Consider the following 14,660-nt stretch of genomic DNA (forward strand, 5'->3'; position numbering starts at 1 on the left):
TTATGAGGAGGGGAGTCAAAAATATGATATGGATTATATTATTCAGTACTCTCATAGGCATGGGGATTTTATTACTTCTTGTGATGTATAAAGAAGCGATGCGTAATAAGGTGTTGGAACATACTTTAGTATTTAAAGAATTTCCGAAAAGTTTTCAAAAAGTAAATGTGTTTTTTATTTCTGATATTCATAGAAGAGTCATTTCGAATTTGTTAATTGAACAAGTAAAAGGAAAAGTAGATATTGTAATTATCGGAGGAGATTTAGCAGAGAAAGGTGTCTCTTTATCAAAAATCTCTGCGAATATTCAAAAGTTAAGAGAGATAGGTCCTGTATATTTTGTGTGGGGAAACAATGATTATGAGATAGAATATCATGAATTAGATGCGTTATTATTAGAAAATAACGTAAAAGTTTTAGATAATACAAGAGTGGTATTTGAGTCTGAATTAGGAGAGAAAATTTGTTTGCTCGGTATAGATGATGTTGGATTGCACCGTGATCGTCTAGATTTGGCATTGGCGGATTGTAAAGAAGATGGTTTTCGTATCCTAGTTAGTCACAACCCTGATATAATAAAAAAAATGTCTGGAAATGAACAGATTTCACTTGTGTTAAGTGGACATACGCATGGAGGACAAATCCGATTATTCCCATCTAAAAAATATTTAAAAGGTGGCGTATATAACCATTTGAATACGATTCTCTTTGTTAGTAATGGGTACGGAACAACATTGATACCACTTCGTTTCCGAGCACCTGCTCAAACACATATCATTACATTGTGCGGAGGGAAATGATGCCAACTCTTAGTGGGAAATATAATATAAAAGCTGTTTCGAATATAATTGGAGTTCAGCCGAGCACGCTTCGTGCATGGGAAAGACGATATCAAATTATTGCCCCAAAGCGAAATCAAGCTGGGCATCGTTTATATACAGAAGAGCATATTCAAATTTTAAAATGGTTAATGGAAAAAGTTTCCTCCGGCATGATGATTGGACAAGCAGTTCAGTTATTAGAAGAGAATCGTTTGCCGAGTACAGTTCAAAAAGAGATACATTTCGATAAAGAAGTTGTTTTAGTGGACGATTTGCTACAAGCTTTGTTAAAATTTGATGAAATTACAATTGCTGCATTATTAAACGAAGCTTTTAGTATATATTCAACAGAAAAGGTTGTTGCCAGTATCGTTCTTCGAGTGACAGACAAATTATTAACGTCAAAAAATAATAATGAGATTTCAATGGTGCAATTCCAATATGCACTATCATTTTTACAAACGCGTCTAGGGATGGTGTATCACAATGCCTCAATGTTTTCCTCTTTACACAAAGTTATTGTGTTAGAAAAGAATGCATTGAAAGGATTTATTTTTTCAACTTATTTACGCTTAAAAGGATATGAGGCGATATATATTAGGACAAGCTTAGCTGAAGATGGTATGTTGTCAGCGGTAGAGGAAATACAGCCGAAATATGTATTTGTATCTTTTGCTGACGAACAAGATATGAAAAAGACGATGAACTTTATAAATTTATTACAAGAAAAAAGGGAATCTCTTTCTGTTGGATTTATCGGAAAGCTAGGCGTTCTAAACCAGTTGGACATTGAAACAATCTTAATTGGTGATACGAAAGAAGAATGGGATGAATGGTTAAAAATATCGGAATAGTTGTTCGAAAAGAACCATCTATTTTCTATTTCATATAATAAAATTAGATGCATTGGTTACGTAGGGAGGGTATGAGATGAGGCTGGAACGATTAAATTACAATAAGATAAAAATTTTTCTAACATTTGATGATTTATCTGAACGAGGATTAACGAAAGAAGATTTATGGAGAAATGCGCCGAAAGTACAGCAATTATTTCGTGATATGATGCAAGAAGCAAATAAGGAATTAGGATTTGAAGCAGATGGTCCGATTGCAGTTGAAGTGTTTTCTCTACAAGCACAAGGGATGGTTGTAATTGTAACGAAAGAAAATCAAGAAATGGATACAGATGATGAGTTCCGTGACGAGTTTATTGAAATGCAAGTGACTCTAGATGAAAGTGAGCATATAATATATGAGTTTGCTACGCTAGATGACGTAATTAACCTGTCAAATCGCTTATATAACCTTGGTGTAACTGGCGGAAAGCTATATACGTGGGATGAGCGCTTCTATCTTTGGGTGGAAGAAGAGGAACAAATTCAATTGTTAAAGGCGGATTTTATAGCTATTTTAGCGGAATACGGTAATCCGTCTACAGCAACCATTTATCGCATCATGGAGTACGGTAAAGAATTAATGGATGTTAACGCGATAGAACAAATACACAATTACTTTGTGAAAAAACAAAACCTCAGCTAATACAACAAAGCTGAGGTTTTGTTTTTATTTGGATAAGGGAAGGGATGATTGTAAATACTCGAACATACTTTTTGAAAATAAAATATGCAGTTTTATGGGAGTATGGTTGATGAAAATAAAAAACATTTAAATATTTAAGTATTTTACTTTTCTAAAAGTAATAAAAGGACTATAATAATAGTGAAAACGCTTGCAACATAAAATAGTTTGTATATATTTGTTAGCGTTTTCTATTGCATTCCAAATTTAAGGGTGTATACTAGGCAATGAAGGTTTACTAAACAAGTGAAATTACAGGGGGTTTACTTACTATGGTAGCCGAAAAGGGAACTCAAACAAAAACACAACAACAAAGGGAACAACATTTTGAACTATTGAATTCAACACAAATTGTTATTAGTGAAGCGTTAGAAAAATTGGGTTATCCAAACGAAGTATATGAATTATTAAAAGAACCAATTCGTATGATGACAGTGAAAATACCAGTTCGTATGGATGACGGGACTGTTAAAATATTTACAGGATATCGTGCACAACATAATGATGCTGTTGGTCCAACGAAAGGTGGAATTCGCTTCCATCCGAATGTAACAGAAAATGAAGTGAAAGCACTTTCAATCTGGATGAGTTTAAAATGTGGTATTGTTGATTTACCATATGGTGGAGGTAAGGGTGGAATTATCTGTGATCCACGTGAAATGTCATTCCGTGAGTTAGAAAGATTAAGCCGCGGTTATGTACGAGCAATTAGCCAAATCGTAGGTCCGACGAAAGATATTCCAGCTCCAGATGTATTCACAAACTCTCAAATTATGGCATGGATGATGGATGAGTATAGCCGTATTGATGAATTTAATTCACCAGGATTTATTACAGGTAAACCGCTTGTATTAGGTGGATCACATGGACGTGAAACAGCAACAGCGAAAGGTGTAACAATTTGTATTCGCGAAGCTGCGAAAAAACGTGGCATTGATATTAAGGGTGCACGCGTTGTTGTTCAAGGATTCGGTAATGCTGGTAGCTTCTTAGCTAAATTTATGCATGATGCAGGTGCGAAAGTTATTGCAATCTCAGATGCTTACGGCGCGTTACATGATCCAAACGGATTAGATATTGATTATTTATTAGACCGTCGTGATAGCTTCGGTACAGTAACAAAGCTATTTAACAATACAATTTCAAACAAAGAATTGTTAGAGCTTGATTGCGATATTTTAGTTCCAGCTGCAATTGAGAACCAAATTACAGAAGAAAATGCTAATGATATTAAAGCGAAAATCGTTGTTGAAGCTGCAAATGGTCCAACAACATTAGAAGCGACTAAAATTTTAACAGATCGCGGAATTTTACTTGTTCCAGACGTGTTAGCAAGTGCTGGTGGTGTAACAGTATCTTACTTTGAGTGGGTACAAAATAACCAAGGTTACTACTGGACTGAAGAAGAAGTAGAACAACGTTTAGAAAAAGTAATGGTAAGATCATTTGATTCTATTTATGAAACAGCACAAGTTCGTAAAGTGAACATGCGCTTAGCGGCGTACATGGTTGGTGTTCGTAAAATGGCTGAAGCAAGCCGCTTCAGAGGTTGGGTATAAAATATTATATCTTGAGAAAACGTGATTTCCTTTCGAGGAAATCACGTTTTTTTGTTGAAATATTGAATGAGGTGTTGTATATGGAGAATGAAATGCTGGAACGAGTAGAACAATTAGAAGAAAAGGTTAAGAGGTTAGAGGGAGAACTTGCAAGAACGATGAAAGCTCGAAAAATAAGTATCGTTCGGATGTTCGGGGAAGGGCTACTGTTTTTGATATTTGGTGTGGTTGTAGTAGGGCCGATTATTGCCGTTGTAATCTCAATTTTTACTTGGATTGCTGAAAAATAAAATAAAAAAAGAACGCTTGTTCTATACGAACAAACGTGCTATACTCTCCTTAGATAAACAAAACGGAAATGATTTTAAGGAGAGATAAATGATGAAAATGACAGTAGACCAAAGATTTATGATGCCAGCAGATGTTGTAGAGCGAGTGGAAGTATTACGAAACAAACAAAGCAAGCGTGGCACATTATTACAATCGGTAAATAAATTTTTCGGTTTAGATACGAAAGAAGATTGTGTTTGGTTTTACGGTTTTTATGGAGTGGCTGTAAGTATCTTGTTGTTTATGGTGTTCACTTCAAATATTTTCGATTTTCTCTTCGCGTAAGAAATATGCGATAAGGACATTGTTACCGAATACATATATAAGGAAGTAAGGTAACCTTCTAGAGCGGGAGTTGGTAGCAATGGCAATGTTTCCTATAGAGCGCAACTATATTGGATATGGAAGTTCACGACCAGGGATTCCTCTGACTAAAGTTAGATTTATTGTAAGCCATGATACGGGGAATCCTGGAAGCAATGCGATAGGAAATCGAGATTACTTTAATGAATTACAACCGAAAGCTTCGGCGCATACATTTATAGATGATAAAACAATATTGGAGATTATTCCTATAAATGAAGTTGCGTATCATGTTCGATATGGTGTGCCGACGGATAATGACTTATATGGCTATGACGCGAATAAGGCGGCCATTGGAGTGGAACTTTGTTATGGCGGTGATGTTAACTTTTGGGAAGCATATAATCGTTTTACATGGTATCATGCGTATTTATGCCAAAACTTTGGCTTAAATCCGAAAAAAGATATCGTGTCACATAAAACGCTTGATCCAGCTAGAAAGATTGATCCTGAGAATGTATTAGGGAAACAAGGTATTAAATTTCAGCAGTTTTTAGCAGATGTCTATCGGATGTACGTTTCGTTTAGATGACAAATATATGAAAAATGAATACAATAAAGATAGGTGCCTACTGCTGTAAGTAGGTTTTTTCTTGTTTTTATAAATAGTGTATTGGTAGAAGACTAGGAGTGGACGAGTATGCAGAAAGAAACAGTTATTATAATCGGAGGCGGTCCGTGCGGATTAGCGGCTGCAATTTCGTTGCAAAAGGTTGGGATAAATCCGTTAGTAATTGAAAAAGGAAACATTGTAAATGCCATTTATAATTATCCAACTCATCAAACATTTTTCTCTTCGAGTGAAAAATTAGAAATTGGTGATGTAGCTTTTATTACAGAAAATCGTAAGCCAGTTCGAAATCAAGCGCTTGCGTATTATCGTGAAGTAGTAAAACGTAAATCTGTACGTGTAAATGCTTTTGAGCGAGTGGAGAAAGTTCAAAAAGATGGAGAAGTTTTTCAGGTTGAGACGACAAAGCGTGACGGAAGTAAAGAAATATATATAGCGAAATATATTGTTGTAGCAACTGGATATTATGATAATCCAAATTATATGAATGTTCCAGGTGAGGAATTGAAGAAAGTAGCTCACTATTTTAAAGAGGGGCATCCTTATTTTGATCGAGATGTAGTAGTTATAGGTGGGAAAAACTCGAGTGTAGATGCCGCGTTAGAACTTGTTAAATCTGGTGCACGTGTAACGGTACTGTATCGTGGAAGTGAGTATTCACCAAGCATAAAGCCTTGGATTTTGCCGGAATTTGAGGCGTTAGTACGAAATGGTACAATTCAAATGCATTTTGGGGCTCATGTGAAAGAAATTACTGAGCATACATTAACGTTTACAGTTGATGGTGAAGCTTTTACAATCAAAAACAATTTTGTATTTGCGATGACTGGTTATCATCCTGATCATAGCTTCTTAACGAAGATGGGTGTTCAGATTGATGAAGAAACAGGACGTCCAATTTATACAGAGGATAGAATGGAAACGAATGCTGAAAATATTTTCATTGCAGGTGTCATTGCTGCTGGAAATAATGCAAATGAAATATTTATCGAGAACGGTAGATTTCATGGAGATGCGATTGCGCAAACCATTGCATTAAGAGAAAAATAAAAAGGAGCTGTCGGGAAAACCTCGACAGCTTCTTTTTATTCGTGCATAAACATATTTTGAATGGATTCATGAGAATTTGTATTCTCTAATGCAACAAGCAATTTAATGCGTGCTTTTTGTGCATTTAAGCCGTATGTGAATACAATGCCCATATCTTTTAAGTGTTTACCGCCACCTTCATACGAATATACGTCTTGAACGATACCGTTGAAACAGCGAGAAACTAATACGACAGGAATACCTTTATTTAATAATCTTTCTAGGCTAGGTAGTGTTCTCGGAGGGAGATTACCTTGTCCAAGAGCTTCGATAACAATGCCGTCTACAGGAAGATTTTCGATTGCTGCTAATAATGTATCATCCATGCCAGCATATGCTTTTAGAACAACTACATTTTTAGACACTTTGTTTATCGTATATGTTTCGTGATGTACTAAAGCGTGATGGAAGACAACGCCGCGTTTTGTTACCATTCCAATTGGTCCGTATTGTGGGCTTTGGAATGTTGCGACATTACTTGTATGTGTTTTCGTTACATTTGTAGCGCAATGAATTTCGTCATTTAATACGACTAAAACACCTTTTTCTGCAGCTTCATCACAACTAGCAACTTTTACAGCTGATAAGAAGTTATATAGACCATCAGCACCTAACTCATTGCTAGAGCGCATTGCACCTGTCACTACGATCGGAATAGTTGCTTGTACTGTTAAATCTAAGAAATAAGCTGTTTCTTCTAATGTATCCGTGCCATGCGTAATGACTACGCCATGAATGTTGTCTTGTTTTACTCTTTCATCAATGATGACTTGTAATTGTAACATTTCGCTCGGTGTCATATGAGGAGATGGTAGATGGAACACATCTTCAACGATTAAATCAACATCGCCTTCTAAATCAGGAATGAATTTTAAAAGAGGATTTTTTTCACCTGGTTGTACGACCCCAGTTTCTTTATCTTCCTCCATTGCAATTGTTCCACCTGTGTGTAAAACTAGGATTCTTTTCAATGCTTATACCCCTTTCAAGTAAAAAAATACATTTAGAACATAACATGTTTTGAGTAAATTCGACAATGGAAATGTATAAAAGTATGCCTCGAAAATGACAATAAAATTAACCGCTATATGTACGATGTATAAAATCACGAAACGAAATGGGCAAATATAGTATAGGAGGGAGGGATTGCGGTGAAAAAGATGGAGAGAATTTTTATTCGTATATTAATAATACAATTCATTTGTCTTTCTGTTGTGCAATTGTTATTTATACATAAGTCATCAGTGAAATATTTATCTAAAATTGTTTATTATGAGGGTGTCATGGTAAAAAACAAAATGGAAATCTTGCAGGTGAATAGGTAGTTTTCATTTTCTTCTATGAAGGATTATGCTACAATAATTGAGGATTTAATGACGTGAAGCAAATGAGAAGAAGCAGGGTGAACACCTGCTTTTCGTTTTGTTTTATAAGTGAAAAAATGAGGTGTTACGATGGATAAACGAATTTCAATTGCTATAGATGGTCCAGCAGCTGCTGGGAAAAGTACAGTGGCAAAAGTTGTTGCGAAGGAACTTTCTTACGTTTATATTGATACAGGCGCAATGTACCGTACGCTTACATATGCAGCCCTTGAACAAAAAGTAGACATTGAAAATGAAGAGCAGTTAATGGAAGTTGTAAAGAATGTAAATATTGAGTTTCAGCAAGGAGACAATACACAGCTTGTATTTTTAAATGGACAAGATGTTTCTGAAGTAATTCGTACACCTGATGTGACGAATCGAGTATCTATTGTAGCGAAACATCGCCTTGTTCGTGAAGAAATGGTACGTCGTCAGCAAGAGTTAGCGAAAAAAGGCGGCGTTGTAATGGACGGCCGTGATATTGGTACACATGTATTACCGGATGCTGAAGTGAAAATCTTTATGCTTGCTTCTGTTGAAGAAAGAGCGGAAAGAAGACATTTAGAAAATTTAAATAAAGGTTTCGATTCTAATTTAGAGCAGTTAAAAGAAGAAATTGCTCAGCGTGATAAATTAGATTCAGAACGCGAAGTTTCTCCACTAAAAAAGGCTGATGATGCATTGGAATTAGATACGACTTCTTTATCAATTGAAGAAGTTGTCCAAAAAATTATGAGCATTGTTTCTGGAGTGTTTGCGAAATAAAGAAAGGGGATAATCCTCTTTCTTTTTTTGTTTAAATAGAAATGTAAAGGATACGTGAATTGTGAGTCTCTTTCCTTGACAAATGAGCTGATTTGTAAGAAGTTAGTTAAAGAGGAATAAAACTGTCAGAATATATTCGCTATTATATTTCAAAACATACTTTTTTCAAGCTAGTTTTGCTGTATACTATTTATATAGGTTTAATATATTTTCTTGTGAATGGTATTGAAAAAGAGTATGTGATGAGAAATTCTTAAACGTGCAAATGAAAACTTTGTTTTCATTTCGTATATACATAAAAAATGCTTTGTCAATTCTGTAGGGAGGTATTTCCATGGTAGAGAAAATGAATGAAGAAGTTATGGATTCAAAAGAATTACAAGTTGGTGACGTTGTTACAGGTTCTGTAACGAAGGTTGAAGAGAAACAAGTGCTTGTAAATGTTGGATACAAAACAGATGGCGTAATTCCAATTAGTGAATTAGCTAACGTTCATATTGAAAAAGCAAGCGATGTTGTAGAATTAGATCAAACACTAGAGTTGAAAATTATTAAATTAGAAGAAGATGATCTTGTCTTATCTAAACGTGCTGTTGATGCAGAAAAAGCATGGGTAGAACTACAAGAGAAATTTACTTCTGGTCATGTATTTGATGTTACTGTAAAAGATATTGTGAATGGCGGATTAGTTGTGGACCTTGGTGTTCGCGGTTTTATTCCAGCTTCACTTGTAGAAGTACATTATGTAGAAGACTTTACTGACTATAAAGGTAAAACATTAGCGGTGAAAATTGTTGAATTAGACCGTGAAAAAAATCGTGTAATCCTTTCGCATAAAGCGGTAGTAGAATTAGAACTAGATTCTAAGAAAAAAGAAGCAATTTCTTCATTAAAAGAAGGGGACGTTGTTGAAGGAACAGTGCAACGATTAACTGACTTTGGCGCATTCGTTAACGTTGGTGGAGTGGACGGCTTAGTTCACATTTCACAAATTTCACACGAACGTGTAGAGCAACCTTCTGAAGTGTTGGAGCAAGGTCAAAAAGTTAAGGTAAAGGTGTTATCTGTTGATGCTGATACACAACGTATTTCTTTATCAATTAAAGCAGCTCAACCAGGACCTTGGGAAAACGTTGCTGGCGAAATAAAAGCTGGAGATATTCGTGAGGGAGTAGTAAAACGCCTTGTTACATTTGGTGCATTCGTTGAGATTTTACCTGGCGTTGAAGGACTTGTACACGTATCTCAAATTGCAAATCGTCACGTGAAAAATCCGAATGAAGTATTGGAAATGGGACAAGAAGTAAAAGTGAAAGTACTTGAAGTTCACGTAGCAGAGAAACGTATTTCTTTAAGTATAAAAGAAGCGCTTGAGGAAAATAATGTAACTGAAGATTATAGTCAGTATGAGCCAAATGCTGATTCTGCTACTTTCCAATTAAGTGATATTATTGGTGAACAACTGAAAAAATTAAAGAAATAATGAGGGGTACAAGTGGTAAGGGCAAAACGTAAATTAGATCATATTGAATATGCTCTTTCTACTGGTCAGTCTCGTACGCATGGCTTTCATGATATTGATTTTGTGCATCAAAGCTTGCCAAATTCAAATTATGACACAATAACATGTGAAACAAAAATCGGCGAACTTTCACTAAGTTCGCCGATTTTTATCAATGCGATGACTGGTGGTGGAGGAGAGAAAACGTTACATATTAATGAGCAATTAGCATATGTAGCGAAACATCATAACCTTGCTATGGCTGTAGGTTCGCAAATGGCGGCGTTAAAAGATGAAAGTGAAGTTGCTTCTTATAAGGTGATTAGAAAGGTAAACCCAAATGGTATTTTCTTTGCTAATTTAGGTAGTGAGGCAACTATCGAGCAGGCAGAGCGCGCCGTTGATATGATTGAAGCGAATGCATTGCAAATTCATTTAAATGTCATACAAGAGTTAACGATGCCAGAAGGAGACCGTGATTTTACTGGAGTACTTCAGCGCATTGAGAAAATTGTTTTAAATAGTAAAGTTCCTATCATTGTAAAAGAAGTTGGATTTGGGATGAGTAAGGAAACGATGCAACAGTTAGCGAACGTAGGTGTAACAGCCATTGATATTGGTGGGCAAGGTGGTACGAATTTTGCTGCTGTTGAAAATGAAAGAAGACAGCGAATGCTTTCTTATTTTAATAACTGGGGCATACAAACAGCAACCTCGATTATTGAAGCAACCTCTACAAATAATAACCTCTCTTTTATTGCATCTGGGGGTATACAAACAGCGCTTGACGTAGCGAAAGCAATCGCATTAGGGGCGAATACAACTGCGTTTGCTGGTTACTTTTTACGTATTTTAATGCAAGATGGTATCGAGAAGTTAGTGGATGAAATTGAGCTTCTACATACAGATTTGAAATTTATTATGACAGCTCTTGGTGCGAAGACGATAGAAGAGTTGCAATCTGTACCTCTTGTTGTAAAGGGTGAAACATATCATTGGTTAATGCAACGTGGTATTGATACTGCGCATTATAGTAGGAGATAAAAAATCAACCGTTCGGTTGATTTTTTTGTTCTATTCTTTTTCGTAATATAAAGTGGAGAATGGAACTAGTATTATATGAAAATATCATTTCGTGAAAATTACAATTGAAAAAGGGTTGAAAATGTAGATGGTGTGTTGTCGAATTACTGGAAAGAACTTAATTTTTAATGGGAATAGGTGAAGGTAAAAAGAAGTAGTGGAAGGATATAGTGCGCAAAATATTATTTTGATATAAATTTAAAACATTAAAATGATTATGTAAAAGACGGTTTCGTACAATATCGAAACCGTCTTTTTGTATTAATTAGTGCTGGTTTTGTTTTCGAGCCTGTTCTGGTGTATCAAGTCCAGTCGCACCTGGATATTGTAGTGATTGATCACGATCGGATTCAACGCGGCGTGATTCTCGTAGTTTTCGTTCTTGGCGATCTTTACCCATAATGAATAACACCTCCTTGTTAAAAGTGTTGCTGTTATAAGAAAAAACTATGCGTAAATAAAGTGGATTAACTTTCATAAAAAGTTCCCATAATGGAAAACATAGGAGGTGAAGTTGATGGATGGAAGTACTTTTTATTTTGTAGCTTGGATAGGGTGGGTCATCGCAACCTTTTTTATGAAAAAGGACCCTATTCGGTGGAAGTTAGGCGCTTGTATACTGATTTTTATAATTTGCTCTCCGTTACATGTAACGATTGCCTCATTCGTGGTATCGGTAAATGCTCTTCTACTTTGTATTATTTCTTTTATAGGGATCACGCTATATTCTGTCTGGAAAAAATTGTATAGCTTACTTTCGGCACTTATTATCGCAATGTTATATACAAGTTTTCATCTGTTAGAAATATATGATCCGATTTGGATTGTGGTGGATAGAGTGTTTCTGCTAAGTAGTGCTCTTGTGTATGCATCGGTGTTATTGCATGGGGATCGCGTATTACGATTATGTTCCCTATATGTAGGAATGTTACAAGGAGAGTTGCTAGTGACATTTATTTTTAGGAAATTGAATTTTCCATATGATTACGGTAGTTTAGCATTTTTTGATATCGTCGCCGTTTCTACATTATTCATGGCAGTATTGTTTTTGATTGCAAAAGCATCAGTATACAGGGAACAGTTTAAGAGAAAAACACGTAAAAGAAAGGCGAGGGTAATACATGACTGAATATACACCAGCCATTTTATGCGGCGTAATAGCAGGGACAGTTACAAGGGTGCTAATGCTGCGGACGGATACGCGGCAATATCCGACGAGGCTGCATGGGAAAATCATTCATATTGCAATGGGTTTAATTGCAGCTGCTTTAGGAGCGATTGCAATCCCGTCTATTTTGAAAAAAGATTTTTCTGCCATTACATTTCTTACGTTAGCAGCGACACAATTTCGTGATGTACGTAATATGGAAAGAAATACGCTTCAACAATTAGATGGGTATGAGCTCGTACCGCGTGGAAATACATACATTGAAGGAATTGCATTGGTTTTTGAAAGTCGCAACTATTTGGCAATGTTAACGTCGTTTGCAACGACGTTTGCGTATATAGGGTTCCGTTCATGGATTGCAGGAGTAATTATGGCTATAATTGCATTTTTTATCGCGAAAAAATTAATGTCTGGTAAAAGGCTGCATGATCTTGTTGAAATTGAGCACGTTCCGCTTCGTTTTGAAGGAGCAGGGCTTTATATTGACAATATTTACATTATGAATATTGGATTGCCAGCAAGACAAGAAGAAATTATGAAATATGGTATGGGTTTTATTTTAAAGCCGAAATCAATTGATGCGATGGTTACAATCTCAAATTTAGGGCAACGACAAGCTATTTTACACGATGTTTCAGTAGCGTTAGGGATTTATAGAGATTCTGGTACACCAGCGCTTGTACCGTTAGCAAAGCGTGATTTAGAGGATGGCAGGGTTGGGATTTTTGTCCTGCCGCAAGATCAAGATGCAGAGAAAGCGATAGGTGTCATAGGAAATGTACCAACGTTAGAAAGTGCTGTCCATATGTCATCGGAAGCCCCGAAAGGAAGGGGAGATAAGAGATGATGTTAGAAAGTGTTATTCTGGCAGTTATAACAACGACTCCAGAAAAATTTGCAGGTGGTGCTCCTTTATTCGTTTGCGAATCGACAGAGGAACTAGAATTTGTTGCAAATAATTTAGAGGCAATTTTAGATGGTATTGCACATCGCTTACAAGAGAATGTATATATTATTGTGAAACATTAGCAACGTGTGTTATAATGTGAGGTGTTTTGATACGTTGAGAAATATTCTGGAATGCAAATCCCTTCTTGCACAAAGAAGGGTTTTTTACATAATAAACAGAAGCAAGTTGAAAGGATGAAAGTATATGCCGAAACCAGTAATAGCGATAGTAGGTCGCCCGAACGTAGGGAAATCTACTATTTTCAATAGAATTGTTGGAGAAAGAGTTTCAATCGTAGAAGATATTCCAGGTGTAACGCGTGATCGTATTTATAGCGCTGGAGAATGGTTAAATCATGAATTTAACATTATTGATACGGGCGGAATTGATATTGGAGACGAGCCGTTTTTGACACAAATTCGTCAACAAGCTGAAGTAGCAATTGATGAAGCGGATGTTATCATTTTTATGACAAACGGTCGTGACGGTGTAACAGCAGCTGATGAAGAAGTTGCAAAAATTTTATATCGTTCAAATAAACCGGTTGTACTTGCGGTAAATAAAGTGGACAATCCGGAAATGCGCAGTGACATTTATGACTTTTATGCATTAGGATTTGGCGAACCATTTCCAATTTCAGGTACACACGGATTAGGATTAGGTGACTTACTAGACGAAGCTGCACAACATTTCCCAAAGATTGAAGAAGACGGATATGATGAAGACACAATTCGTTTCTCTTTAATTGGACGTCCAAATGTAGGGAAATCATCACTTGTAAATGCTCTTCTTGGTCAAGAGCGTGTAATTGTTAGTAATGTAGCAGGAACAACTCGTGATGCTGTCGATACACCATATAGTAAAGATGGAAAAGATTATGTAATTATTGATACAGCTGGTATGCGTAAAAAAGGAAAAGTGTATGAAAGTACAGAAAAATATAGTGTACTTCGTGCTCTAAGAGCGATTGAACGTTCTGACGTTGTTTTAGTCGTTTTAGATGGTGAAGAAGGAATTATTGAGCAAGATAAAAAAATCGCTGGATATGCTCATGATTCAGGGCGAGCTGTTGTTATCGTTGTAAATAAATGGGATGCAGTGAAAAAAGACGAGAAAACAATGAAAGCATTTGAAGAAAATATCCGTGCTCATTTCCAATTCTTAGAATACGCACCAATTGTTTTCTTATCTGCAAAAACGAGAAAACGTACACAAACATTAATACCGGTTATCGATGAGGTAAATGAAAGTCATAGTATCCGTATTCAAACGAACGTATTAAACGATGTAATTATGGATGCGGTAGCGATGAATCCGACACCAACTCATAATGGTAGCCGTCTGAAAATTTTCTATGCAACACAAGTTGCGGTAAAACCACCAACATTTGTTGTGTTTGTAAACGATCCAGAATTATTGCACTTCTCATATGAGCGTTTCTTAAAGAATCGCTTACGTGAATCATTTGGCTTCGTAGGAACGCCGATTCACATTATCGCTAGAGCAAGAGACTAAT

At 36.0% G+C, this 14,660-nt stretch carries 18 protein-coding genes; 16 read left to right on the plus strand and 2 right to left on the minus strand.

Annotation, left to right across the window (positions count from 1 at the left end):
* The first annotated feature begins 23 nt into the window (after positions 1–23).
* The 8 genes from CGQ22_RS17835 to CGQ22_RS17870 all read left to right on the plus strand — a co-directional run bounded on the left by CGQ22_RS17835 (position 24) and on the right by CGQ22_RS17870 (position 6,272).
* Positions 24–800: a metallophosphoesterase gene (locus CGQ22_RS17835; RefSeq protein WP_000637795.1), complete on the plus strand. Its 777-nt coding sequence runs from the start codon at positions 24–26 to the stop codon at positions 798–800.
* Positions 800–1,675 (plus strand): MerR family transcriptional regulator, encoded by an 876-nt coding sequence (locus CGQ22_RS17840; RefSeq protein ID WP_046945523.1) that lies wholly within the window; start codon positions 800–802, stop codon positions 1,673–1,675. The genes CGQ22_RS17835 and CGQ22_RS17840 overlap by 1 nt, the downstream gene beginning before the upstream one ends.
* 76 nt (positions 1,676–1,751) lie before the next feature.
* Positions 1,752–2,360, plus strand: coding sequence for a genetic competence negative regulator (locus CGQ22_RS17845; protein ID WP_089149046.1), 609 nt, complete (start codon positions 1,752–1,754; stop codon positions 2,358–2,360).
* A 311-nt stretch (positions 2,361–2,671) separates the two neighbouring features.
* Entirely contained in the window at positions 2,672–3,958 is a 1,287-nt protein-coding gene (gene gudB, locus CGQ22_RS17850) for an NAD-specific glutamate dehydrogenase (RefSeq protein ID WP_000225173.1), read from the plus strand.
* Positions 3,959–4,038: 80 nt separating this feature from the next.
* Complete coding sequence (locus CGQ22_RS17855) at positions 4,039–4,248, plus strand: hypothetical protein (protein ID WP_000426761.1); 210 nt, start codon at positions 4,039–4,041, stop codon at positions 4,246–4,248.
* Positions 4,249–4,336: 88 nt separating this feature from the next.
* Positions 4,337–4,573 (plus strand): DUF3961 domain-containing protein, encoded by a 237-nt coding sequence (locus CGQ22_RS17860; protein WP_001983018.1) that lies wholly within the window; start codon positions 4,337–4,339, stop codon positions 4,571–4,573.
* Positions 4,574–4,652: 79 nt separating this feature from the next.
* Positions 4,653–5,183 carry a peptidoglycan recognition protein family protein gene (locus tag CGQ22_RS17865; protein ID WP_001240655.1) on the plus strand — a complete coding sequence of 177 codons (531 nt, stop codon included), beginning with the start codon at positions 4,653–4,655 and terminating at the stop codon, positions 5,181–5,183.
* 108 nt (positions 5,184–5,291) lie between these two features.
* A complete protein-coding gene (locus tag CGQ22_RS17870; RefSeq protein ID WP_001168513.1) occupies positions 5,292–6,272 on the plus strand; it encodes a YpdA family putative bacillithiol disulfide reductase in 981 nt (326 codons plus the stop codon).
* 35 nt (positions 6,273–6,307) lie between these two features.
* Here the strand turns inward: CGQ22_RS17870 and ansA are convergent, their stop codons facing one another.
* Complete coding sequence (gene ansA / locus CGQ22_RS17875; RefSeq protein ID WP_000822009.1) at positions 6,308–7,282, minus strand: asparaginase; 975 nt, start codon at positions 7,280–7,282, stop codon at positions 6,308–6,310.
* A gap of 180 nt (positions 7,283–7,462) precedes the next feature.
* Between ansA and CGQ22_RS32040 the strand changes: the two genes are divergently transcribed.
* The 4 genes from CGQ22_RS32040 to CGQ22_RS17895 all read left to right on the plus strand — a co-directional run bounded on the left by CGQ22_RS32040 (position 7,463) and on the right by CGQ22_RS17895 (position 10,988).
* Complete coding sequence (locus CGQ22_RS32040; protein WP_000738056.1) at positions 7,463–7,636, plus strand: YpfB family protein; 174 nt, start codon at positions 7,463–7,465, stop codon at positions 7,634–7,636.
* 129 nt (positions 7,637–7,765) lie between these two features.
* A complete protein-coding gene (cmk, locus tag CGQ22_RS17885) occupies positions 7,766–8,443 on the plus strand; it encodes a (d)CMP kinase (RefSeq protein ID WP_000361251.1) in 678 nt (225 codons plus the stop codon).
* Between the two features lie 334 nt (positions 8,444–8,777).
* Positions 8,778–9,926: a 30S ribosomal protein S1 gene (gene rpsA, locus CGQ22_RS17890; RefSeq protein ID WP_000229559.1), complete on the plus strand. Its 1,149-nt coding sequence runs from the start codon at positions 8,778–8,780 to the stop codon at positions 9,924–9,926.
* A gap of 12 nt (positions 9,927–9,938) precedes the next feature.
* On the plus strand, positions 9,939–10,988 hold the full coding sequence (locus CGQ22_RS17895; protein ID WP_000251039.1) for a type 2 isopentenyl-diphosphate Delta-isomerase: 1,050 nt from the start codon (positions 9,939–9,941) through the stop codon (positions 10,986–10,988).
* A 304-nt stretch (positions 10,989–11,292) separates the two neighbouring features.
* Here the strand turns inward: CGQ22_RS17895 and CGQ22_RS31475 are convergent, their stop codons facing one another.
* Positions 11,293–11,427: a YpzI family protein gene (locus tag CGQ22_RS31475; protein WP_000513900.1), complete on the minus strand. Its 135-nt coding sequence runs from the start codon at positions 11,425–11,427 to the stop codon at positions 11,293–11,295.
* 117 nt (positions 11,428–11,544) lie between these two features.
* On the opposite strand from CGQ22_RS31475, the gene CGQ22_RS17905 reads away from it, so the two are divergent.
* From CGQ22_RS17905 to der, 4 genes are all read left to right on the plus strand, one after another.
* On the plus strand, positions 11,545–12,156 hold the full coding sequence (locus CGQ22_RS17905) for a YphA family membrane protein (protein WP_000349108.1): 612 nt from the start codon (positions 11,545–11,547) through the stop codon (positions 12,154–12,156).
* Positions 12,149–13,042 (plus strand): YIEGIA family protein, encoded by an 894-nt coding sequence (locus CGQ22_RS17910; RefSeq protein WP_000141596.1) that lies wholly within the window; start codon positions 12,149–12,151, stop codon positions 13,040–13,042. The genes CGQ22_RS17905 and CGQ22_RS17910 overlap by 8 nt, the downstream gene beginning before the upstream one ends.
* Positions 13,039–13,224, plus strand: a complete 186-nt coding sequence (locus tag CGQ22_RS17915; RefSeq protein WP_000979059.1) for a capping complex subunit for YIEGIA — start codon at positions 13,039–13,041, stop codon at positions 13,222–13,224. The genes CGQ22_RS17910 and CGQ22_RS17915 overlap by 4 nt, the downstream gene beginning before the upstream one ends.
* Positions 13,225–13,348: 124 nt before the next feature.
* Entirely contained in the window at positions 13,349–14,659 is a 1,311-nt protein-coding gene (gene der / locus CGQ22_RS17920) for a ribosome biogenesis GTPase Der (protein WP_001125893.1), read from the plus strand.
* Position 14,660: the final 1 nt, after the last annotated feature.

Origin of the sequence: Bacillus sp. M13(2017), from assembly GCF_002218325.1 — a bacterium.
GTDB lineage: Bacteria > Bacillota > Bacilli > Bacillales > Bacillaceae_G > Bacillus_A > Bacillus_A thuringiensis_K.